This is a genomic window from Microtetraspora malaysiensis (assembly GCF_001528665.1).
GTDB lineage: Bacteria > Actinomycetota > Actinomycetes > Streptosporangiales > Streptosporangiaceae > Microtetraspora_A > Microtetraspora_A malaysiensis.
This window is the reverse complement of sequence record NZ_BBYJ01000034.1, coordinates 60,966-83,340: the sequence shown is the minus strand read 5'-3', so window position 1 is coordinate 83,340 and position 22,375 is coordinate 60,966. Positions and strand designations below refer to the sequence as shown.

The following is a 22,375-nucleotide window of genomic DNA, read 5'->3' as shown; positions in this document are numbered from 1 at the left end:
GCGGATGACGAGGTCATTGGACGCGTTTCGGCCGCCTCGCGGGCGGCCTAGAGATGCTTGTAGACCTCGTCGAGCCCGATGCCGCGCGCCAGCATGAGGACCTGCACGTGGTAGAGGAGCTGGGAGATCTCCTCCGCGGCCCGCTCCGTGGACTCGTGCTCGGCGGCCATCCAGCTCTCGGCGGCCTCCTCGACGACCTTCTTCCCGATGGCATGGACCCCGGCGTCCAGCGCGGCCACGGTGCCCGAGCCCGGGGGCCGGGTGCGCGCCTTCTCCGACAGCTCGGCGTACAGCTCTTCGAAGGTCTTCATGATCTCTTTCAGGGTTGTCGGGCGATGCGGAACCAGCGTAGTCGGTCCGCGTGACCGGGCGCGTCCCGCGGGCCTCCGCGCCGTCGCCGGGCCGACGCGAGGTCAGCCGAAGATCTTCTTGGCGATCTTCAGGTGCTCCAGGGCCTCCAGCGACTGGCCGCCCTCGTGCCCGTTGAACGGCCAGACCGAGATGTCCTTGGGACCGGCGTAGTGATTGTAGGCGGCGAAGACGGTCGAGGCCGGGGTGACCTCGTCGCGCAGCCCCACGGAGAACCGGGCGGGCACCGTCGCCCTCGCCGCGAAGTTCGTCCCGTCGAAGTAGGCCAGGGTGGCGAAGACGTCGTCGGCCCGCTCCCGGTTGACCGCGCAGAACCGGCTCAGCTCCCCATATGGCAGGGCGTCGGTGACCTCGACGGCACGCCGGATGTGGCACATGAACGGCACGTCGACGAAGGCGTAGGAGATCCCGGGCGCGAGCGCGGCGGCGGCCAGGGCCATGCCGCCGCCCTGGCTGGCGCCCGAGACCGCGATGCGCTCCGCGTCCACGGCGGGGTGCGCCCGGGCCGCCTCGACGGCGCGCACCACGTCGGTGTAGAGGCGCCGGTAGTAGTACTCATCGCGGTCGAGCACGCCGCGGGTCAGCTTCCCGGCGGTCTCGGGGCCGGTCCCGGGCGCGGGGTCGGGTGTGTCCCCCTGCCGCCAGCCGCCGCCCTGGCCCCGGGTGTCCATCACGAACACCGCGTATCCGGCGGACGGCCACAGCAGCCAGTCGTGCGGCAGGCCCCGTCCGCCGTTGTAGCCGACGTACTCGACGACGCAGGGCAGCGGCCCGTCCGGCGAGGCTGGGGTGAGCAGCCACCCCTTGATCGGGTGCCCGCCGAACCCGGCGAAGGTCACGTCGTACACGTCCACGAGCGCGAGGTGGGCGTCGTGGGGTGTGAAGGTGGCCGCGAGGTCGTACGTACGGGCTTCACGCAGGGTCCGCGCCCAGAAGTCGGCGAAGTCGGCGGGCTCGTCCCGTTCCGGGAGGTAGGCGCGGAGGTGGTCGAGCGGCAGGTCGACGAACACGGGGGACTCCTTACGACAGGCGCGCGGGCGGCGACAACCTACCGGATCCGGCTCAGGCCCGGATGTCCGCGGGGCTCGTGGAACCGTCGCCCGGAAAACGGCGAGCGCCGGTGCCCCGTACGGGACACCGGCGCAGCACAACCGCGAAGAGCGGTCGGAATCAGGTCTCAGCGACCGTAGCGGTTGCCGGAGTGGCCTCCGGCGCGCCCGCCGGGGCGACCGCCCTGCCGGAATCCGCCGCCACGCGGCGTGCGGAAGTCGCCGCGGCTGTCCGGGCGGCGCTCGCCGTCACGGTGGCCGCCGCGCTCGCCGTCCCGGTAGCCGCCACGCTGCTCGGAGCGACCCTCCCCGCTCTGGCCGCGCGACTGATCGCGGAACCCGCCGTGTGAGCCCCGGCCCTCGCCGAAGGAGCCACGCGAGCGGTCCCCCTGGTAGCCGCGGTTCTGGCCCCCGTCACGATCGCCCCGGTAGGAGCCGCCGTCCCGGTCGCCGCGGAAGGGACGGTCTCCCTGGCCGCGACGGTCGCCCTGGGACGAACCGCTCTCACGGTCGCCCCGGTACGAACCACTCTCACGGTCGCCCCGGTAGGAGCCGCCGTCGCGGTCCCGGCGGAACGGGCGGTCGTTGCGGTCGTTGCGGTCGCCCCGATAGGAGCGGTCACGGTCGTCGCGGACCGGACGGTCGCCACCGTCCCGGTCGCCCTTGAACGGACGGTCGTCCCGGCCCTGACGCTCGTCACGGAACGGACGGCGCTCGCGGTCGTCGCGGAACGGACGGTCGCCACCGTCGCGGGGGCCGCGGAACGGGCGGCCCTCACGACGCTCGTAGCCTCCACCGGTCTCGCGGTCCGCGCCGAAGGAACGGCCCTCCTGGTCGCCCCGGAAGCCCCGGCCGTCACGGTCGAACCGGCGCTCCCTGCGGTCGCCGAAGCGGCGGGGACGGCCCTCGCCGGCCGGGCCCTCGCGGCGCGGGCGCAGCGGCTTGCGCACGTCGGGCTCCCACACGGGGATCGCCTCGCCGTTGGGCTGCCGCGCGCCGGCGACCTCGGCGAGCACCTCGTCACCGGGGCGCACCCGGTGCCGCGACGGCGTGATGCCGGCGCGCCGGGTCATCGCGTCGGTGGAGCGGCGCTCGTTCGGCATGACGAGCGTCACGACGCTGCCGCTCTCACCCGCGCGGGCCGTACGGCCACCGCGGTGCAGGTAGCTCTTGTGGTCCATCGGAGGGTCGACGTGGAGCACCAGGCTGACGTCGTCGACGTGGATGCCCCGGGCCGCCACGTCGGTGCAGACCAGCACCTTCACGTTGCCCTCGCGGAACTCCCCGAGGATGCGGGTGCGCTGGTTCTGCCGCTTGCCGCCGTGCAGGCCGCCGGCCCGGACGCCGACGCGGGCGAGCTGCTTGACGACGCGGTCCACCCCGTGCTGGGTGCGCACGAACAGGATCGTACGGCCCTCGCGGTTGGCGATCTCGGCGGTCACGTCGACCTTGTCGTCCCGGTGGACCTGGAAGAGGTGGTGCTCCATGGTCGCCACCGACGAGGCCGCCGGGGCGAGCGAATGGGTCACCGGGTCGGTGAGGAACTTCTGGACGAGCTTGTCCACGTCGCCGTCGAGCGTGGCGGAGAAGAGCAGCCGCTGCCCGTCGGAGGGGGTGGCGTTCAGGATCGCGCTCACCACGGGGAAGAAGCCGAGGTCGCACATGTGGTCGGCCTCGTCGAGGACCGTGACCCGGACGTCCTCGAGCGAGCACTCGCCCTGCTCCATGAGGTCGGTGAGGCGTCCGGGCGTGGCCACGATGATCTCGACACCCCGGCGCAGCGACTCGATCTGCCGTCCCATCGACATGCCGCCGACGACGGTCTTGGTGCGCAGCGACAGACCCCGGCCCAGCGGCTCAAGGGTGTCGGCGACCTGGAGGGCCAGCTCACGGGTGGGGACGAGGACGATGGCGAGCGGGCGCTTGGGCAGCGCGCGCTCCCCGGCGATGCGGGCCATGGTCGGCAGGCCGAAGGCGAGCGTCTTGCCCGAGCCGGTCTGCCCGCGGCCGAGAACGTCGTGGCCGGCGAGGACGTCGGGGATCGCCGCGCTCTGGATGGGGAACGGCTCGGTGATGCCGTCCCTGGCCAGCCCGGAGACGAGCGGCCGCGGCAGGCCGAGCGACGCGAAGTCCCCGGCGCCGGACGGCGCGGAGGAGACGTCGGAGGAGGGAGCCGCCTCGGACGGGGCGGCGGTGTCGTCCTCGGGCGAGGACGCGGGGGAAACATGGCCAGCGTCAAGCATGGTCACGAGGTTCGTGCCTTTCATCGAAGTCAACGTGTCGAAACACGGGGGCGCGTCACTTCTGCGAAAGGACGAGCCAGGACATAGGTACGGCGGCGCCGTACTTCATTCATTCAGTACGCAGGGGTGTTCATGGGCGGGGCTTCCAGGATCGTTTTCCTGGACGGACACAAAGTCCGGCGCCACCGAGCACTCCGGCGGGCTGGCCCCTGCGTCAGGCGGTGGTTCCGCGTGATGCGCGCGTCGCGCGGTGCGGTACCACGGTCAATCCGGCGACCTCGGCGTTCCCGCAGTCGTGCCGGTCACTCGCATGGATGCGAGCGGCCTTGTCACGGACACCGTCATTCAAGTCGCTTCGGGCATAACGAGATGCAACCCTACACCATTCCCTCAGTCACCAACATCACGGTAAAGACCGCCGGGCGGTGGCACAAGAACGGGCCGACCCCCGGCCGGGAAGCCCGAGGTCGGCCCGAGAAAAGCCTGGTCAGACGTTGAAGCCCAGCATCCGGAGCTGCTCGCGGCCCTCGTCGCTGATCTTGTCCGGGCCCCACGGCGGGAGCCACACCCAGTTGATCACAACACTGGACGCGAGGTCGGCGAGGGCCGAGTTGGCCTGGTCCTCGATGACATCGGTCAGCGGGCAGGCCGCGCTGGTCAGCGTCATGTCGATGGTGGCGACGGGCCGCTCGCCCTCGCCCGCGGGGTCGAGGTTAACCCCGTAAACGAGGCCGAGGTCGACCACGTTGATCCCCAGCTCGGGGTCCACGACGTCCTTCAACGCCTCCAGGACGTCGTCGAGGGAGATCTCTCCGTCGAACGCCACCGTGGGGGTCTCGGTCGGCTTGCTCACGCCATCCTCCTTACGTTCGTTCGAGCAGTCACGCCTGGCTCCGCAGCACGGCGTCCTTGTAGGCCATCCAGGACAGCAGCGCGCACTTGACCCGGGCGGGGAACTTCGCCACTCCGGCGAAGGCGACCGCGTCGCCGAGCACGTCCTCGTCGGCCTCGATCTGGCCTCGCCCCTGCATGAGCCGGGTGAACTCGTCGACCACCGAGAGGGACTCCTCGATCGTGGAGCCGGTGGCGAGCTCGTACAGCACGGAGGCCGCCGCCTGACTGATCGAGCAGCCCTGCCCGTCGTAGGAGACGTCCACCACCTTGCCGCCGTCGCCCAGCCTCACCCGCAGCGTGACCTCGTCGCCGCAGGTCGGGTTCACATGGTGCACCTCTGCGTCGAACGGCTCACGCAGCCCGCGGCCCTGCGGGTGCTTGTAGTGCTCCAGGATGAGTTCCTGGTACATGGATTCAGCGATCATGGCTCAGCCGAACACCTTCTGGACGTGGTGGAGGCCGCGAACCAGAGCGTCGACCTCGGCCGTCGTGTTGTACAGGTAGAACGACGCCCGAGTGGTCGCGGGAATTCCGAACCGCAGGTGCAGCGGTCGGGCGCAGTGGTGTCCTACCCGTACGGCAACGCCGAACACGTCGTCCAAGATCTGGCCGACGTCGTGCGGGTGGATGCCCTCAAGCGTGAACGAGACCGTGCCGCCGCGCGCGATGACGGTGCGCGGCCCGACGATCCGCAGGCCGGGGATCTCCCCCAGCGCGTCGAGAGCGTAGCCGGTGAGCTCCCGCTCGTGCTGCTTGATCGCGTCCATGCCGATCGACGTCAGGTAGTCGACCGCGGCGCCGAGGCCGACGGCCTCGACGATCGGCGGCGTCCCGGCCTCGAACTTGTGCGGCACGGGGGCGTAGGTCGAGTGGTCCATCCAGACCGCCTCGATCATCTCGCCGCCGCCGAGGAACGGCGGCATGGCCTCGAGCAGCTCGCGGCGGCCCCACAGCACGCCGATGCCGGACGGGCCGAGCATCTTGTGCCCGGTGAAGGCGACGAAGTCGACGTCGAGGTCGGTCACGTCCACCCGCTGGTGGGGCACCGACTGCGAGGCGTCGACCATCATCAGCGCGCCGACCTCGCGGGCCCGGTCCAGGATCGGCGAGATCGAGTTCACCGTGCCGAGCACGTTCGACTGGTGGACGATCGAGACGATCTTGGTGCGCTCGTTGACCAGCTCGTCGAGGTTGTCCAAGGAGAGACGGCCCTCGTCGGTGACGGAGAACCAGCGCAGCGTCGCGCCCGTGCGCTGGGCGAGGAACTGCCACGGCACGATGTTGGAGTGGTGCTCCATCTCCGTGATGACGATCTCGTCGCCGGGGCCGATCCGGAACCGCTCGTCGGTGTTGGTCGGGTTACCGAAGGAGTACGCCACCACGTTGATCGCCTCGGAGGCGTTCTTGGTGAAGACGATCTCGTCGCGCGACGACGCGCCCACGAACGCGGCGATCTTGTCGCGGGCCCCCTCGTACGCCTCGGTGGACTCGCTGCCGAGCGCGTGCAGCGCCCGGCCGACGTTGCCGTAGTGCTGGGCCAGGTGCTCGCGCATGGTGTCGATCACCTGGGCCGGCTTCTGGGAGGAGTTGCCCGAGTCGAGGTAGACCAGGGGCCGACCGCCGGGCAGCTCGCGCGAGAGGATCGGGAAATCCTTCCTGACCCTCTCCACGTCGAAGCTCGGAACGCTCATTACGCGGACGCCTTCACGTAGGACTCGTAACCCTCGGCCTCCAGCTTGTCGGCCAGCTCGGGGCCGCCCTCCTCGACGACCCGGCCGCCGGCGAAGACGTGCACGAAGTCGGGCTTCACATAGCGCAGGATGCGGGTGTAGTGGGTGATCAGCAGCACGCCGGTGTCGCCGGAGGCGCGGAACCGGTTGATGCCCTCGGAGACGACGCGCAGCGCGTCCACGTCGAGGCCGGAGTCGGTCTCGTCCAGGACGGCGATCTTCGGCTTGAGGAGCTCGAGCTGGAGGATCTCGTGCCGCTTCTTCTCACCGCCGGAGAAGCCCTCGTTGGTGTTGCGCTGGGCGAAGGCCGGGTCGATGGACAGGGCGTCCATGCCGTTCTTCAGGTCCTTGGCGAACTCACGCAGCTTGGGGGCCTCGCCGCGCACGGCGGTGACCGCGGAGCGCAGGAAGTTGGAGACGCTCACGCCGGGCACCTCGACCGGGTACTGCATCGCGAGGAAGAGACCGGCCCGGGCCCGCTCGTCCACCGACATGGCGAGCAGGTCCTCGCCGTCGAGCAGCACGGTGCCGGAGGTGACGGTGTACTTCGGGTGACCCGCGATCGCGTACGCGAGGGTGGACTTGCCGGAGCCGTTCGGCCCCATGATCGCGTGGGTCTCGTTCGAGCTGATGTTCAGGTTGACGCCGCGCAGGATCTCCTTGTCGCCCACTGCGACGTGCAGGTCACGAATCTCAAGGGTTGACATGTATTACTCCTTCGAGAGCGAGACGTACACGTCATCGCCGTCAATCTTGACTCGGTAGACGTTCACGGGCCTGGTGGCGGGCGGGCCGGTGGACTTGCCGGAGCGCAGGTCGAAGCACGAGCCGTGCAGCCAGCACTCCAGGGTGTGGTCGTAGACCTCGCCCTCGCTCAGCTTCACCTCCGCGTGCGAGCACACGTCGTGCAGCGCGAAGACCTCGCCGCCGGTGCGGACGAGCGCGACCGGGGTGTCCCCCACCTCGACGCCCAGGGCGCCGTCGTCGGGGATGTCGCTGACCTTGCAGACCTTCTCGAAACTCATCGCGCGAGCTCAGCCTCCACCGCGGACAGCACCCGCTCGCGGATCTCCTCGACCTCGATCTTCTCCAGGAGCTGGGCGAAGAAGCCGTGCACCACGAGACGCCGGGCCTCGTCGTACGGGATGCCCCGAGCCTGCAGGTAGAAGATGTGCTCGTCGTCGAGACGGCCGGAGGCGGAGGCGTGGCCCGCCCCGGCGACCTCGCCGGTGAGGATCTCCAGGTTGGGCACCGAGTCGGCGCGGGCGCCGTCGGTGAGCAGGAGGTTCCGGTTGAGCTCGTAGGTGTCGGTGCCCTCGGCCTCGGCCCGGATGATCACATCGCCGATCCACACGGAGTGCGCCCCGTCGCCCTGCAGCGCGCCCTTGTAGGTCACGTTGCTGCGGCAGTTGGGCACCCCGTGGTCCACCCAGAGACGGTGCTCCAGGTGCTGCCCGGCGTCCACGAAGTAGAGCCCGGTCAGGTCGGCGTCGCCGCCCGGAGCGGTGTATGACACGGACGGCGAGAGCCGTACGAGGTCGCCGCCGAGCGTCACCACGAAGGACCGGAACGTCGCGTCCTTGCCGAGCTGCGCGTGGTGGTGGGAGACGTGGACGGCGCCGTCGGCCCAGTCCTGCAGGCTGACGACCTTGAGGGTCGCGCCCTCGCCGATCGCGAACTCGACGTTGTCGGCGTAGACGGCGCCTCCGGTGTGGTCGAGGACCAGCACCGCCTGCGCCATCGGCTCGACCCGGACCACGATGTGGCCGTAGGTGGCCCCGTGACCCGCGCCCTCGCCGAGGCCGCGCACGTTGACCACGGTCGGCCGGGAGGCCACGACCTCCCGGGGCACCGTGATGACGGTCGCCTTCTCGAACGACGCGTACGCCTGGGCGCTGACCCGGTCGGACGGCACGTAGGCGGCGCCGATCCTGGCGTCGTCGCGGCCGACCGTCTCCACGGTCACCTCGGGTGCGGCGTCCACCTCGACCACGACGTTGCCCACGGGCGCGGCCGTGCCGTCGTGGAGCCCCTTGAGGCGGGACAGCGGCGTGAACCGCCACTCCTCCTCGCGGCCGGTCGGCACCGGGAAGTCGGCCGGGTCGTACGACGACTCCGCGTGGAGCTTGGACACCGGCATCGTTTCCAGACCCATCAGCCGACGGCCCCTTCCATCTGCAGCTCGATCAGGCGGTTCAGCTCCAGGGCGTACTCCATCGGGAGCTCCCTGGCGATCGGCTCGACGAAGCCGCGCACGATCATCGCCATCGCCTCGTCCTCGTTCAGGCCGCGGCTCATCAGGTAGAAGAGCTGGTCCTCGGACACCTTGGAGACCGTGGCCTCGTGCCCCATCGACACGTCGTCCTCGCGGACGTCCACGTAGGGGTAGGTGTCGGAGCGGCTGATCTGGTCCACCAGCAGCGCGTCGCACTTCACCGTGGACGCCGATCCGGCCGCGCCCTCCTCGATCTGGACGAGGCCGCGGTAGGACGTGCGGCCGCCGCCCCGGGCGACGGACTTGGACACGATCGTGCTCGACGTCTTGGGCGCGAGGTGCACCATCTTGGCGCCGGCGTCCTGGTGCTGGCCCTCACCCGCGAAGGCCACCGACAGGGTCTCGCCCTTGGCGTGCTCGCCCATCAGGTAGACCGCCGGGTACTTCATCGTGACCTTGGAGCCGATGTTGCCGTCGATCCACTCCATGGTCGCGCCCTCGTACGCCACGGCGCGCTTGGTGACCAGGTTGTAGACGTTGTTCGACCAGTTCTGGATGGTCGTGTACCGGCAGCGGGCGTTCTTCTTCACGATGATCTCGACGACCGCGGAGTGCAGCGAGTCGGACGAGTAGATCGGCGCGGTGCAGCCCTCGACGTAGTGGACGTAGGAGTTCTCGTCCACGATGATCAGGGTCCGCTCGAACTGGCCCATGTTCTCGGTGTTGATCCGGAAGTAGGCCTGGAGCGGGATCTCCACGTTCACGTTCGGCGGCACGTAGATGAAGGAGCCGCCCGACCAGACCGCGGTGTTCAGCGAGGCGAACTTGTTGTCGCCGACCGGGATCACCGAGCCGAAGTACTCCTTGAAGAGCTCCTCGTGCTCGCGCAGGCCGGTGTCGGTGTCGACGAAGATGACACCCTTCTCCTCAAGGTCCTCACGGATCTTGTGGTAGACGACCTCCGACTCGTACTGAGCGGCCACACCCGCGATCAGGCGCTGCTTCTCCGCGTCGGGGATGCCGAGCTTGTCGTAGGTGTTCTTGATGTCGGCGGGCAGTTCGTCCCAGGAGGCGGCCTGCTTCTCGGTGGACCGGACGAAGTACTTGATGTTGTCGAAATCGATGCCGGACAGATCCGAGCCCCACGTCGGCATCGGCTTCTTCCCGAACAGCCGCAGGCCCTTGAGGCGCAGGTCGAGCATCCACTCCGGCTCGTTCTTGAGCTCGGAGATGTTGCGCACGACCTCCTCGGACAGGCCACGGCGGGCCGCGGCACCGGCCGCATCCGAGTCGGCCCAGCCGAACTTGTAATTCCCGAGGCCTTCCAGCTCCGGGCGGTCGGTGACAGTCACCTTCCGGACTCCTTGCTCGTCGTTTCAGGACTGCGCGCGTGCCGTACGGCCAGCGCGTGAGGACTCACGTGTGTGGTGCAGACCCCGTCGCCGTTGGCGATCGTGGCCAGTCGTTGCACCGGTGTGCCGAGCAGCTGCCCGAACGCCTCCGTCTCGGCCTCGCACAGCTGCGGGAACTTCGCGGCGACGTGGGCGACCGGGCAGTGGTGCTGGCAGAGCTGCTCGCCTCCTATGACCGTCTCCGTGGCGGAGGCGGCGTAGCCCTCGGCGGACAGCGCCTCGGCCAGCACGCGGATCCGCTGGTCGGCGGGGACCTCGCGCATGACCGACTCCAGCCGGTCGACCAGGCCGGCGACCTGTGCCCGCGCGAACTCGGACACGGCCTCGTCGCCGAGCCGCTCGGCCAGGAAGCGCAACGCGCTGCCCGCCAGGTCGTCGTAGGCGTGGACGAAGGCGCTGCGGCCCGCGTCGGTGATCGCGAACAGTTTGGCCGGTCGGCCCCTGCCCCGCTGGCCGCGCGGCCGCGCCGTACGGGGTGCGATCATCCCGTCGGCGAGCAGCGCGTCCAGGTGGCGGCGGACGGCCGCGGGGGTGAGCCCCAGCCGTTCGCCCAGGTCGGCGGCGGTCACCGGACCGTGTTCGAGGATGAGACGCGCGACCCGCGCCCGCGTGCCGCGCTCGGCGGACAACGCGCTCCCCACTGCGATCTCGGCCCTGCTCTCGGTCGCGTTGCCGGGCACGCCGGAACGCCGCGTCGCCGCGGCACCCTCGGCGCTCGTCTTCCCGGACACGTATTTCACAACATCAGTGTGCCGTAATTCCTTCCCGCGCCACAAACGAAGGTAGGAGCAGTCAGGAATGCAATTTGTCACGCAGGGTAGGCTTACCTAACACACTTGCCCGGCGTCGCGGCGACGCGCGACGCCGCGCGCGATCAGGGCTCCGGCGGCCCGGGCACCCCGCCGCCTCCCTAGACTCGTCTCGTCAAGAAGTGTGTCCCATCTGGCTGGGGGGAGGCCGGGAGTGTGGGGACTGCCGGCTGCGAGCCCCCGTGTCTGCCATGGTGCGGACGGCAGGCAGGAGAACCATGATGCCGGACGCCGCGAACACGCGACCCGCGGCGGGCGCCGACGGCACGCCCGCGGTCGAGGTGCGCGACCTCGTCAAGCGTTACGGCCGCACCACCGCGGTCGACGGCCTGACGCTGTCCTGCGCGCGCGGCCGGGTGACCGCGATCCTCGGCCCCAACGGGGCGGGGAAGACGTCCACCATCGAGATCTGCGAGGGCTTCCGCCACGCCGACCGCGGTGACGTGCGCGTGCTGGGCCTCCCTCCGTCCGACCGGTCGCTCAAGGCCCGGGTCGGCGTGATGCTCCAGTCCGGCGGCGTGCCGCCCGCGATGCGCGCCGGCGAGTGGCTGCGCCTCATGGCCCGGTTCCACGCCCAGCCGCTCGACCCCGCCGCACTCCTCGACCGGCTCGGCCTCACCGAGCACGCGCGCACGCCGTACCGGCGGCTGTCCGGCGGGCAGCAGCAGCGGCTGTCGCTGGCCGGGGCGATCGTGGGGCGGCCCGAGCTGGTCTTCCTCGACGAGCCCACGGCGGGCCTCGACCCCCAGGCCAGGTACGCCTGCTGGGACGTGGTCACCGGCCTGCGCGAGGCCGGGGTCTCGGTCGTCCTCACCACGCACTACATGGACGAGGCGGAGAAGCTCGCCGACCAGGTGATCATCATCGACCACGGACGGGTCGTCGCCGCCGGGACCCCCGCCACGCTGACCGGCGCCGAGCGCCAGCTCCGGTTCCGGGCCCGCCCGGGGCTGAACCTCGACGAGCTGCTCAGCGCCCTCCCCGAGGGGAGCGCCGCCAAGGAGTCGCCCGCCGGGCACTACATCATCGAGGGGCAGGTCGCACCCGGCCTGCTCGCCACGGTCACCGCCTGGTGCGCCAGCGAAGGCGTCACGGCCGAGGACCTCAGCATCGAGCGGCGCACCCTCGAAGACGTCTTCCTCGAACTCACCGGCCGGGAGCTGCGATGACCACGACGCTCGACTTCGCCCCCCGGCCCGGGGCCGCCCCGCTGCCGCGGATGGTGCTGGCGCAGGCGGGGGCGGAGATGCGCGCCATGCTCCGCAACGGCGAGCAACTGCTGCTCACCCTGATCATCCCCGTGCTGCTGCTCGTCGGGTTCTCGCGGGCACCGCTGATCAACGTGTCCGGAGCCCGGGTCGACTTCGTCACGCCCGGCGTCCTCGCGCTCGCCGTCATGTCCACCGCGTTCACCGGCCAGGCCATCGCCACCGGGTTCGAACGGCGCTACGGCGTGCTCAAGCGGCTCGGGGCCTCCCCGCTGTCCCGGCCCGGCCTGCTGCTCGCCAAGACCGCGGCCGTCCTGGGCGTGGAGGTCATCCAGGTCGCGGTGATCTCCGCGGTCGCGCTGGCCATGGGCTGGTCCCCGCACGGAAACCCGCTCTGGATCGCGCTGCTGATCGTGCTCGGCACCGCCGCCTTCAGCGGCCTGGGCCTGCTGATCGCGGGCACGCTCCGGGCCGAGGCCACGCTCGCCGCGGCCAACCTCGTCTACCTCGTCCTGCTGGGGCTGGGCGGCGTCGTGTTCCCCGTCGCCAGTTTCCCCGAAGGGGTACGCCCGATCCTTGAGCTGCTGCCGATCACCGCGCTGACGAACGGGATGCGCTCGGTGCTCGCCTCCGGCGGCGGCTTCCCGGCCGGTCCGGTGCTCGTGCTGCTGGCGTGGGCCGTGGTCACGCTCGCGGTGGCCTCCCGCACCTTCCGCTGGGAGTGACGCCCGCCGGGCCCACCTCGGTGCGGCGCGACCTGGGCCGGGGCGATAGGTTCTGACGCTCGGGTCGAGTGGCCGGCGCCGTCTTCGAGAGGCGTACGGCGGACGTTTTGGAGGTGGCGGCCGGATGACGGCTGAACCCGTGTGGGGGGGCGGCGGAGCCGTACCGGATCGGACCATTCCGTATGGGGCGCGGCGGGATGCGCCCGGGCGCGCTGCTGCGGGCGGCGTCGGACTCGATCCCGCCGCCGGGGCTGGTGCTGCTCGCGGTCCTGTCGGTGCAGGTCGGGGCCGGGCTGGCCAAGAACCTCTTCGCCGAGCTGCCGCCGACCGCCGTGGTGTTCCTGCGCATCGCGATCGGCGCGGTCATCCTCGTGCCCGTCGCCCGGCCCCGGCTGAAGGGGCTCACCCGGCGCGACCTCGCCGTCGGCGTGGCCTTCGGGCTCAGCCTCGGCCTCATGAACCTGTCCTTCTACGAGGCGCTGGCCCGGCTGCCCATGGGCATCGCGGTCACGATCGAGTTCATCGGGCCGCTCACCGTGGCCGTCGTGGCGTCGCGGCGGCGGCTCGACCTGGTGTGGGTCGCGCTGGCCGCCGCCGGGGTGATCCTGCTCGCCCCGTGGGGCCAGGCGGGCGGCGCCAACTGGGTGGGCATCGGATTCGCCGCGCTCGCGGGCGCCCTGTGGGCCGCCTACATCGTGCTGTCGGCCGCCACCGGCGCCCGGTTCCCGGGGTCGAGCGGGCTCGCGCTCGCCATGGTCGTCGCCACGATCGCCGTCGCCCCCGTCGGGGTGGCCTCCGGCGGCGCCGATCTGCTGCGTCCGGAGATCCTTCTCCTGGGAGCCGGGGTCGGGCTGCTCTCCTCGGTCATCCCGTACACGATCGAGCTGGAGGCCCTGCGAAGGATGCCGAAGCGGGTCTTCGGCATCCTCATGAGCCTCGAACCCGCCGTCGCCGCGCTGGTCGGCCTCCTCCTGCTCGGGGAGCTCCTGCAGGCCCGCGAGTGGGCGGCGATCGGCTGCGTGGTCATCGCCTCGATCGGCGCGACCCGCTCCGGCTGAGCCGCCCCTGAGCCGCCTGAGCCGCCCCGGGGCGCCTACGCCTCCGGCTCTTCCGGGGTCGGCCGGATCTCGGGCCTGCTTTCCGGCTTGTCCGCCCAGATGCCGCGTACGTGCTGGATGTGGTGGCTCATGATGCGCTCCGCCGCCCCGGCGTCGCCGCGGACCAGGGCGTCCACGATGGCGACGTGCTCGCGGGCCGAGTCGATCAGGATGCCGCGCTCGGCCAGGCCGCGCAGGCCGTACAGGCGGGCCCGCCCACGCAGGTCGCGGATCACCTCGACGAGGTGGGTGTTGCCGGAGAGGCTCAGCAGCCCCAGGTGGAAGCGCAGGTCGGCGTTGACGTAGGCGATCAGGTCACCGCGCCGGGCCGCCGCGACGATCTCCTCGGCGGCCGGCCGCAGCGCCTCGAAGTCGGCGGCCGGGCGGCGGCCGGCCAGCCGGGCCACCGTCGGGACCTCGATGAGCTGGCGGACCTCGGTGATCTCGTCGAGGTCGCGGTCGGTCATCTCGGTCACCCGGAAACCCTTGTTGCGCACCGCCTCGACCAGGCCCTCCTTGGCCAGGTCGAGCATCGCCTCACGCACGGGGGTCGCGGAGACGCCGAACTGGGCGGCGAGCACCGGCGCCGAGTAGACCACGCCCGGCCGCATCTCACCCGCGACGAGGGCGTCCCGCAGCGCCTGCGCCACCTGCTCGCGCAGGCTCTGCCGCTCGCCCACCAACGGCAGGCCGAGCCCGTCCGCGGCCGAAGGCGCCATGTCATAACCCTCTTTCGTGCTCACCGGAGATCTCCCCACGGGCGGTCCACGCGTCATACGCCGCGGAGGCGACCACCAGGTCCTGCCAGGCCATGCCCACGCTCTTGAAGACGGCGGGGCCCGGCCCGGGCGCCACCCGGCCGGCGACGAGGTCGGCGAGGTTTCCGGCGAGGTGGTCAGCCGTGATCCTACCGGCCCGCAACGGGACGACCAGGTCACCCGCCTCCGCCAGGGCCGCCGTACGGGCCTCCACGACGACGACGGAGCGGGCGACGAGGTCGTCGTCCAGCTCGCGCGCGTCCGGCTCGTGCGAGCCGACGGCGACCACCACCGCGCGGTCGCGCACCAGGCCGCCGGGGAACAGCGGCGTCCGCGCGGTGGTGCAGCAGGCGACCAGGTCGGCCTCCTCGACCGCCCGCCGCCAGGCGGGGTCGGACGCCGGATGGGAGCGGGCGGTCAGCCCGGCGGCGGCGCACCGCCGCGCCAGCCCGGCCGCGCGCTCCGGGTCGCGGGCCACCACGGTGACCTCCTCCACCGGGCGCACCCCGCGCAGGGCCGTCACGTGCCCCCACGCCTGCGGTCCGGAGCCGAACACGACGAGCGAGCGGGCGTCCGGCGGCGCGAGCCGCCGTACGGCGAGCGCCGAGACGGCGGGGGTGCGCAGCGTGGTCAGCGCGGTGCCGTCCATCGTGGCGAGCGGGGTGAGCGTGGCGCCGTCGAGCAGCAGGTAGAGGGCCTGGATCCGAGGCAGCCCGCGCGCCGGGTTGCCCGGGGCCACCGTGGCCACCTTCACGCCCGCGTACGGCCCGGAGGAGGCCGGCATGAGGAGGAACTGCCCCGCCGGGACATCGACCACCGGGCGCGGCGGGGCCTGTTCGGGGTCGAGTCCGCCGCGCAGCGCCTCCTCCAGGGCTTCCACGGCCCGGCCGGGAGACACGAGCCGGTCGATCGTGTCGCCGTCCAGGTGGGGCAGGCCGTTCATCCGGGTTTTCTCCTTATCGCACCAGGGTCTCACCGAAGGGTGAACCCGGGGCCGAGCGGGTCGCGGGGGTCGAGGACGAACCGGTGCTCTCCGGTCCGGAACGCGGTGCCCTCGATCTCCGGGACGATCGCCGGGTGTCCCGCCTCCTCGGTCACGGCGGCCACGCTCGCCAGGAACACGCCGCCCGCGATTCCCTCGTGCCGGAGGGTGACCGCCCGGGGGTCGGGACGGCCCTCCGCGAGCGACGCCAGCCGGGCGGCGGTGCCCGACCCGCAGGGCGACCGGTCGACCTCGCCGTCCGCGAAGACGGTGACGTTGCGCTGGTGGTGCCGGTCACCCTCGGACCCGAGATCGTCGTAGAAGATCACACCGTAGATCCCGGAGAGCCGGTCGTCGGTGGGGTGCCGCGCGGCCGGGTGCCCCTCCAGGGCGGCCTTGACCGACCGGCCGGCGGCGATCAGGCCGGGCAGGTCCTCGGGGGTCACCGCGAGGCCGAACGCGGCGGCCGGCGCGGACGCGTAGATCGCGCCGCCGTACGCGACGTCCACCGTGACGCCGCAGGCGGGCACGTCCCCGGCGACGGCGTAGGACGGCACGTTCCGGAACGTCACCGCCTCGACCACGCCGCCCGCGCGGCGCACCCGGGCCTGCACGCGGCCCGACGGCACGTCGATCTCGACGGTCGTCTCGCCGTCCTCGGCGGCCGGGACCAGGCCGTACTCCACGGCGTACGCGCCGAGCGCGATGGTGCCGTGGCCGCACGCGGTGGAGTAGCCGTCCTTGTGCCAGAAGAGCACGCCGAGGTCGGCCGGCGCGGAACCGCCGGGCGGCCCGTCGGACAGCCCGTCGGGCAGGTCGTCGGGCGGGACGAGGAAGCAGCCGTACATGTCGGCGTGGCCGCGCGGCTCGTGGCAGAGCAGCCGCCGCACGGCGTCCACCTCGGGCGCGGACGCGGCCGTCCTGCGGTCGAGCACCGTCGCGCCGGGGATCGGCGGCGCCCCCGAGACGACGATCCGGAACGGCTCTCCCGCGGTGTGGTAGTCGACCGTGCGGACGTCGTGCACGGCTCTCATCGCGCGGCTCCTCCCAGATACGCCTCGGCGACCCGCGCGTCGTCGCGCAGGTCGGCGGCGGTTCCCGTCAGGACGCATGCCCCGTTCTCGATCACGTAGCCGCGGTGCGCGATCTTCAGGGCGGCCCTGGCGTTCTGCTCGACCAGCAGCACCGCCGTCCCCTCCGCGTTGATCTCCCTGATCACGTCCATGACCGCGGCGACCACGAGCGGGGCGAGGCCCATTGACGGCTCGTCGAGCAGCAGCAGCCGGGGCCCGGTGACCAGCGCGCGACCGATGGCGAGCATCTGCTGCTCGCCGCCGGAGAGGGTGCCGCCCTGCTGACCGGCGCGCTCGGCCAGGCGGGGCAGCAGGCCGTACACGCGGTCGATCCGCCGCTTGACCTCGGCCTGGTCGCGCACCGCGTACCCGCCGAGCAGGAGGTTGTCGTGGACGCTGAGGGTGCTGAACACCCGCCGCCCCTCGGGGACGTGGACCAGCCCGAGCCGGACGATCGCGCTCGCCTTGGCGCCGATGATGTCGCGGCCCTCGTAGGTGATCCGGCCCGCGCTGGGCCGCACCAGCCCCGACACCGCCGACAGGGTGGTCGTCTTGCCCGCGCCGTTGTTGCCGAGCAGGGCGACGACCTCGCCCTCCCCGACCGTCAGCGACAACCCGCGCAGCGCGTGGACGCCGCCGTAGTGGACGTCCAGCCCGTCGATCTCAAGCGCCGCCATCGCGTCCTCCCGCCACGCTCGCCCTGGCCTGCTCGATCTCGGCCTCGTCGGCGTCCCGGCCGAGGTACGCCTCGACGACCTGGGGGTCGCGCCGCACCTCGTCCGGAGGCCCGTCGGCGATCTCCCGCCCGAAGTTGAGCACGACCACGCGCTGCGAGACGTCCATCACCAACCCCATGTCGTGCTCGATCAGGACGATCGCGACGCCCTGCTCGCGGATGCGGCGGATCAGGTCGAGCATCTCGGCCTTCTCGGTGTGGTTGAGCCCGGCGGCGGGCTCGTCGAGCAGCAGCAGGTCGGGGCGGCGGGCGAGCGCTCTGGCGATCTCCACCCGGCGCTGCTCGCCGTACGGCAGGGCCCGGGCGGGGCCGTACCTGTCGCCGCGCAACCCGGCGAAGTCGAGCCAGTGGTGGGCCTGTTCGGTGCTCTCCCGCTCGCTCCTGCGGTAGCGCGGGGTGTGCAGCAGCGCGTCGAGGACGTTCTGCCTGATCCGCAGGTGGGTCCCGGCGCGGACGTTGTCGAGGACGGACATCTCCCCGAACAGCCGCAGGTTCTGGAACGTACGGGCGACGCCGAGCGCGGCCACCGCCGAGGGGCGCAGGCCGGTGATGTCGCGTCCGCGCAGCCGCACAGATCCCGCGGTGGGCCGGTAGAAGCCGGTCACGCAGTTGAACGCGGACGTCTTGCCCGCGCCGTTGGGGCCGATCACCGAGACGATCTCGGCCTCGCCGACGGCGAAGGTGAGCCCGTCGATGGCGACCACGCCGCCGAAGGCGAGCCGCAGGCCCTCGACGGAGAGCAGCGGGGCGTTCACTTGGCGACCTCCTTGGGCCGGGCCGGCCACAGGCCCTGCGGCCGCACCAGCATCACGATGATCAGCAGGACGCCGAAGGCGACGTACCGGTAATCGGCCAGGTCGCGCAGCAGTTCGGGCAGGAGGCTGACGATCACCGCCCCGACGACGACGCCCCTGATGGAACCCATGCCGCCGAGCACGACCGCCATCAGCACCAGCGCGGACTGCAGGAACGTGAAGCTGCCCGGGGAGACCGCCGACAGGTGCGCGGCGAACAGGACCCCGGCCAGGCCGCCCCAGATCGCGCCGACGACGTAGGCGGCCATCTTGACCTTGTAGGTGTGGACGCCCATCGCCTCGGCGGCGTCCTCGTCCTCGCGGACGAACCGCCACGCCCGGCCCAGGCGGGAGCGGCCCAGCCGGGCGGCGCCGATCACCGCGACCGCGACGACCAGCACGGTCAGGTAGTAGAAGGACACCGGCCCCTCGGTCAGCCCGGGGATGCCGTAGATCCCCGAGGGGCCTCCGGTGACGTCGAGGTTGGTCGCGGTGACACGGATGATCTCGCCGAAGCCGAGCGTCACGATCGCGAGGTAGTCGCTGCGCAGCCGCAGCGTCGGCGCGCCGATCACCAGCCCGGCGATCACGGTGACCACCAGGACGGCGGGCAGGGTGGCGACCAGCGGCAGCCCGAGGCGGGTGGACAGCACGCCGCTGGTGTACGCGCCGACCGCGAAGAAGGCGATGTACCCGAGGTCGAGCAGGCCGCAGTAGCCGACGACGATGTTGAGCCCGGCGGCCAGCATCACGAAGATCGCGGCGCTGGTCATCACCGACAGTGCGTACGGCGAGGCGTTGACGAACGGCGCGAGCAGCGCGACCGCGAGCCCGGCCAGCCCGGCCCACCGGTTCTCCATCAGCCGGGACGCGATCGAGCGCGGGCCGGCCCCGCGACGGCCGCCGCCGGGCGCCGGCGCGGCCTCGGAGGTGGCCTCAGCGGGGGGCGCGCCCCCGCCCGGCCCGGTCACACCCGCTCCGTGACGCGTTCGCCGAGCAGGCCGGTCGGCCGCACGGTCAGGAACAGGATGAGCACGCCGAAGGCGAAGACGTCCCGCCACTCGCCGCCCAGCCAGAAGGTGCCGAACGATTCGAGCAGGCCGAGGAGCAGCCCGCCGAGCATGGTGCCGGGGATGTTGCCGATGCCGCCGATGACGGCCGCCGTGAACGCCTTGAGGCCGATCAGGAAGCCCATCATGAAGTCGATCTTTCCGTAGTGCGCCCCGGCCATGACCCCGGCCGCTCCGGCCAGAGCGGAGCCGAGGAAGAAGGTCCGGGAGATGATGGCGTCCACGTCGATGCCCATGAGTGCGGCGGCCCTGGGGTCGAGCGCGACGGCCCGCATGGCGCGTCCCTCGCGGGAGCGGTTGACGAGCAGGTTGAGACCGATCATGAGGATGACGGCCACGGCCACCAGGGTGAGCTGCTGGAGCGTGACCCGCGCGCCCAGGACCTCCAGCGTGGTGCCGCTGAGCCGCACCGGGTACACGCGCGGGTCGGCGCCCGCGCCGGCGCGCATGCCGTATTCGAGGGCGAAGGACGCGCCGACCGCGGTGATCAGCAGTGAGAGCCGGGGGGCGCCGCGGAGCCGCCGGTAGGCGACCCGTTCGAGCACCACCCCGGCGAGGCCGGTGACGCCCATGGTGAGCACGAGGACGAGCAGCAGCACCGGCAGTGCCATCGCGGCGGACACGCCGCCGGCCGCGCCGAGAACGGCGAAGCCGACGAACGCGCCGAGCATGTACAGGTCGCCGTGGGCGAAGTTGAGCAGCTTGATGATCCCGTAGACCATGCTGTAGCCCAGCGCCACGAGCGCGTAGAACGACCCGACGAAGAGCCCGTTCCAGACCAGTTGTGACATTTCAGGATTCCCTGGGGGTTACTGGAGAGCGTCCTGGAGGGCGAACGCGCCGTCCTTGACGACGAGGATCTGGAAGCCACCGGTGCTCAGCGTGTGCTCGGGGGTGAACTTCAGCGGCCCGGAGAACATCGGGAAGCCGTCGATCGCCTCCAGCGCCGAGATGAGCTTCTCCCCGTCGGTGCCGCCCGCCTTGGTGACCGCCTCGGCGGCGAGCCGTACCGCGTCGTAGGCCTGGTTGGAGTACGGGCCCGGGTCCGTGCCGAACTTCTTCTTGTAGTCGGCGATCCAGTTCTCGGCGCCCTTGAGCGTGTCCGGCGTCTGGGTCATGGTCGCGTACAGGCCGGCGGCGGCCTCGGGACCGGCGATCTCGATCAGCTTCGGCGAGACCGAGCCGTCGCCGACCATGATCTTGCCCGTGTACCCGGCCTGGCGGAGCTGCCGGGCGATCAGGCCGCCCTCCTGGAAGTAGCCGGTCCAGTAGACGTAGTCGGGCTTCTTGGCCAGCACCTTGGTGATGTTGGCGCTGTAGTCGCTCTCCTTGGGCGTGACCGCCTCCAGGATCGCGGTCTCCGGCCCGCCCGGCTCGTCGACCAGGGCCTGGGTGCGCAGCGCGATGTCCTTGGAGTAGCTGGTGTTGTCGTGCATGAGGGCGACCTTGGTGGCGCCGTCCTTGGCCATCCACGCGGCGGCCGCCCCGGCCTGCTGCGCGCCGGTGCCGTTGATCAGGAAGACGTTCTTGAGCTTCTGGTCGACCAGATCCTGCGAGTTCGCCGCCGGGATGATCATCGGGATGTCGGCCTTGGCGAAGATCGGCAGCGTGGGGAGGGTCGCGCCCGAGCAGTACCCGCCGATCGAGAGGTGAATGCCCGCGGTGACCAGCTTGTTCGCCCCGGCCGCCGCGCTCTGCGGGTCGCACGCGTCGTCGGCGGTCTTCAGCTCCAGGGTGCGGCCGAGGACGCCGCCCTTGGCGTTGATCTCGTCCACCGCGAGCTGGGCGGCGTTGCTCATATAAGGGCCGATCGCCGCCTCGCTGCCCGACTGCGGGATCAGCATGCCGAGCATGATCGGCTCGTTCTTCTTCTCGTCGGAACCGGTGTCGCCGGCGAGCAGTCCCTGCCCGCACCCCGCGGTCAGCAGGACCGCCGACGCCATGGCGCCCACGAGGGCCGTGCTATAGAACTTGCGCATCCGCGCCTCCTCTTGCCATATGTGGAATGTGACATTGCAGTCCCCGGAAGATCGGGTCAAGGTCTGATACCAGACCGTTAGCGGGCCGTGGTCGCACCGCCGCCGGCACGTCGCACCGGCGGACGAGGCCCGCGGGGAAAGCGCCGAGAAAGAGGAGGGCAGCCCAAAACCCCTCGCGGCGGACCGCGAGGGGAAGGGGCCACGACCTAAAGCAGGAACCCGGACGGGAAGGGGTCGCGGGGGTCGAGGAAGTACTGCGCGGTCCCGGTCACCCAGGCCCGGCCGGTGATCGTGGGGACCACCGCGGTCAGACCCCCGGCGGACGTCTCGGCCACCAGGCGGCCGACGAAACGGGTGCCGATGAACGACTCGTTGACGAAGTCGGTGTCCAGGCCCAGCTCTCCCCGGGCGTGGAGCTGGGCCATCCGCGCGCTCGTGCCGGTGCCGCACGGCGAGCGGTCGAACCAGCCGGGATGGATCGCCATCGCGTGCCGGGAGTGCCGGGCGTCCGACCCCGGCGCGACGAACTGGACGTGGTGGCAACCGCGGATCCCCGGATCCTCCGGATGGACCGGCTCGTCCACCTCGTTGATCGCGGCCATCAACGCGAGCCCCGCGTCGAGGATCTCCTGCTTGCGCGCGCGCTCGAACGGCAGCCCGACCGACTCGATGGGCAGGATGGCGTAGAAGTTGCCGCCGTAGGCGAGGTCGTAGCGCACCTCGCCGAAGCCGGGCACCCGCACCGCGCGGTCGAGCGCGACGCTGAACGACGGCACGTTGGTGATGGTCACCGCCACCGCCGCGCCGTCCTCGACCCGGACCTCGGCGACGACCAGCCCGGCCGGGGTGTCGAGCCGGATCACGGTCACCGGCTCGGTCACCTCCACCATCCCCGTCTCCACGAGGACGGTGGCGACGCCGATGGTGCCGTGCCCGCACATCGGCAGGCAGCCGGACACCTCGATGTAGAGCACGCCGAAGTCGGCGTCGGCCCGGGTGGGCGGCTGCAGGATCGCGCCGCTCATCGCCGAGTGCCCGCGCGGCTCGTACATCAGCAGGGTGCGTACGTGGTCGAGATGCGCCATGAAGTGCTCACGGCGCTCGGCCATGGTCGCGCCCGGGATCACGCCGACGCCCCCGGTGATCACCCGGGTCGGCATCCCCTCGGTGTGGGAGTCCACCGCGTGGAAGACCCGCTTCGTCCTCATCGCGCCCGCACTCCCGCCGTACGG

Annotated in this window: 23 protein-coding genes; 3 read left to right on the top strand and 20 right to left on the bottom strand. The window is 71.6% G+C overall.

Annotated elements, in window-relative coordinates; genetic code table 11:
* Positions 1-47: 47 nt before the first annotated feature.
* The 11 genes from AWQ71_RS34830 to AWQ71_RS34780 form a co-directional block, all read right to left on the bottom strand.
* Positions 48-311, bottom strand: a complete 264-nt coding sequence (locus tag AWQ71_RS34830; RefSeq protein WP_067141912.1) for a phosphoribosyl-ATP diphosphatase — start codon at positions 309-311, stop codon at positions 48-50.
* Positions 312-413: 102 nt separating this feature from the next.
* Positions 414-1,379 carry an acetylxylan esterase gene (locus tag AWQ71_RS34825; RefSeq protein WP_067141909.1) on the bottom strand — a complete coding sequence of 322 codons (966 nt, stop codon included), beginning with the start codon at positions 1,377-1,379 and terminating at the stop codon, positions 414-416.
* 167 nt (positions 1,380-1,546) lie between these two features.
* Positions 1,547-3,661, bottom strand: coding sequence for a DEAD/DEAH box helicase (locus AWQ71_RS34820; RefSeq protein WP_084259637.1), 2,115 nt, complete (start codon positions 3,659-3,661; stop codon positions 1,547-1,549).
* Between the two features lie 487 nt (positions 3,662-4,148).
* Positions 4,149-4,514, bottom strand: a complete 366-nt coding sequence (locus tag AWQ71_RS34815; RefSeq protein ID WP_067141903.1) for a metal-sulfur cluster assembly factor — start codon at positions 4,512-4,514, stop codon at positions 4,149-4,151.
* A 28-nt stretch (positions 4,515-4,542) separates the two neighbouring features.
* Positions 4,543-4,980, bottom strand: a complete 438-nt coding sequence (gene sufU / locus AWQ71_RS34810) for a Fe-S cluster assembly sulfur transfer protein SufU (RefSeq protein ID WP_067141900.1) — start codon at positions 4,978-4,980, stop codon at positions 4,543-4,545.
* Positions 4,981-4,983: 3 nt separating this feature from the next.
* Complete coding sequence (locus tag AWQ71_RS34805) at positions 4,984-6,246, bottom strand: cysteine desulfurase (protein ID WP_067141897.1); 1,263 nt, start codon at positions 6,244-6,246, stop codon at positions 4,984-4,986.
* Positions 6,246-6,992, bottom strand: coding sequence for a Fe-S cluster assembly ATPase SufC (gene sufC, locus AWQ71_RS34800; protein ID WP_067141894.1), 747 nt, complete (start codon positions 6,990-6,992; stop codon positions 6,246-6,248). The genes AWQ71_RS34805 and sufC overlap by 1 nt, the downstream gene beginning before the upstream one ends.
* A 3-nt stretch (positions 6,993-6,995) precedes the next feature.
* Positions 6,996-7,310, bottom strand: coding sequence for a Rieske (2Fe-2S) protein (locus AWQ71_RS34795; RefSeq protein WP_067141891.1), 315 nt, complete (start codon positions 7,308-7,310; stop codon positions 6,996-6,998).
* Positions 7,307-8,440: a Fe-S cluster assembly protein SufD gene (sufD, locus tag AWQ71_RS34790; RefSeq protein ID WP_067141888.1), complete on the bottom strand. Its 1,134-nt coding sequence runs from the start codon at positions 8,438-8,440 to the stop codon at positions 7,307-7,309. Before sufD ends, AWQ71_RS34795 begins: the two co-directional genes overlap by 4 nt.
* Positions 8,440-9,852 carry a Fe-S cluster assembly protein SufB gene (gene sufB / locus AWQ71_RS34785; RefSeq protein ID WP_067141886.1) on the bottom strand — a complete coding sequence of 471 codons (1,413 nt, stop codon included), beginning with the start codon at positions 9,850-9,852 and terminating at the stop codon, positions 8,440-8,442. The genes sufD and sufB overlap by 1 nt, the downstream gene beginning before the upstream one ends.
* Positions 9,849-10,652, bottom strand: a complete 804-nt coding sequence (locus AWQ71_RS34780) for a helix-turn-helix transcriptional regulator (protein WP_084259629.1) — start codon at positions 10,650-10,652, stop codon at positions 9,849-9,851. Before AWQ71_RS34780 ends, sufB begins: the two co-directional genes overlap by 4 nt.
* A gap of 290 nt (positions 10,653-10,942) precedes the next feature.
* On the opposite strand from AWQ71_RS34780, the gene AWQ71_RS34775 reads away from it, so the two are divergent.
* The 3 genes from AWQ71_RS34775 (at position 10,943) to AWQ71_RS34765 (ending at position 13,712) form a co-directional block, all read left to right on the top strand.
* Positions 10,943-11,890 (top strand): ABC transporter ATP-binding protein, encoded by a 948-nt coding sequence (locus AWQ71_RS34775; RefSeq protein ID WP_067141965.1) that lies wholly within the window; start codon positions 10,943-10,945, stop codon positions 11,888-11,890.
* On the top strand, positions 11,887-12,654 hold the full coding sequence (locus AWQ71_RS34770) for an ABC transporter permease (RefSeq protein WP_067141883.1): 768 nt from the start codon (positions 11,887-11,889) through the stop codon (positions 12,652-12,654). The genes AWQ71_RS34775 and AWQ71_RS34770 overlap by 4 nt, the downstream gene beginning before the upstream one ends.
* A gap of 182 nt (positions 12,655-12,836) precedes the next feature.
* Complete coding sequence (locus AWQ71_RS34765; protein WP_067141880.1) at positions 12,837-13,712, top strand: EamA family transporter; 876 nt, start codon at positions 12,837-12,839, stop codon at positions 13,710-13,712.
* Positions 13,713-13,747: 35 nt separating this feature from the next.
* Here AWQ71_RS34765 and AWQ71_RS34760 read toward each other — a convergent pair whose 3' ends face one another.
* The 9 genes from AWQ71_RS34760 to AWQ71_RS34720 form a co-directional block, all read right to left on the bottom strand.
* Complete coding sequence (locus AWQ71_RS34760) at positions 13,748-14,494, bottom strand: GntR family transcriptional regulator (protein ID WP_245658777.1); 747 nt, start codon at positions 14,492-14,494, stop codon at positions 13,748-13,750.
* Entirely contained in the window at positions 14,472-15,452 is a 981-nt protein-coding gene (locus tag AWQ71_RS34755) for an ornithine cyclodeaminase family protein (protein ID WP_067141874.1), read from the bottom strand. The genes AWQ71_RS34760 and AWQ71_RS34755 overlap by 23 nt, the downstream gene beginning before the upstream one ends.
* Before the next feature lie 29 nt (positions 15,453-15,481).
* Positions 15,482-16,525 (bottom strand): proline racemase family protein, encoded by a 1,044-nt coding sequence (locus AWQ71_RS34750; RefSeq protein WP_067141871.1) that lies wholly within the window; start codon positions 16,523-16,525, stop codon positions 15,482-15,484.
* Positions 16,522-17,241, bottom strand: a complete 720-nt coding sequence (locus AWQ71_RS34745) for an ABC transporter ATP-binding protein (protein ID WP_067141868.1) — start codon at positions 17,239-17,241, stop codon at positions 16,522-16,524. The genes AWQ71_RS34750 and AWQ71_RS34745 overlap by 4 nt, the downstream gene beginning before the upstream one ends.
* Complete coding sequence (locus tag AWQ71_RS34740; protein ID WP_067141865.1) at positions 17,228-18,055, bottom strand: ABC transporter ATP-binding protein; 828 nt, start codon at positions 18,053-18,055, stop codon at positions 17,228-17,230. The genes AWQ71_RS34745 and AWQ71_RS34740 overlap by 14 nt, the downstream gene beginning before the upstream one ends.
* Complete coding sequence (locus tag AWQ71_RS34735) at positions 18,052-19,065, bottom strand: branched-chain amino acid ABC transporter permease (protein ID WP_245658776.1); 1,014 nt, start codon at positions 19,063-19,065, stop codon at positions 18,052-18,054. Before AWQ71_RS34735 ends, AWQ71_RS34740 begins: the two co-directional genes overlap by 4 nt.
* Positions 19,062-19,955 (bottom strand): branched-chain amino acid ABC transporter permease, encoded by an 894-nt coding sequence (locus tag AWQ71_RS34730; protein ID WP_067141862.1) that lies wholly within the window; start codon positions 19,953-19,955, stop codon positions 19,062-19,064. The genes AWQ71_RS34735 and AWQ71_RS34730 overlap by 4 nt, the downstream gene beginning before the upstream one ends.
* 18 nt (positions 19,956-19,973) lie before the next feature.
* Complete coding sequence (locus AWQ71_RS34725; protein ID WP_067141859.1) at positions 19,974-21,143, bottom strand: branched-chain amino acid ABC transporter substrate-binding protein; 1,170 nt, start codon at positions 21,141-21,143, stop codon at positions 19,974-19,976.
* A gap of 206 nt (positions 21,144-21,349) precedes the next feature.
* Positions 21,350-22,351, bottom strand: a complete 1,002-nt coding sequence (locus tag AWQ71_RS34720) for a proline racemase family protein (RefSeq protein ID WP_067141856.1) — start codon at positions 22,349-22,351, stop codon at positions 21,350-21,352.
* Positions 22,352-22,375: the final 24 nt, after the last annotated feature.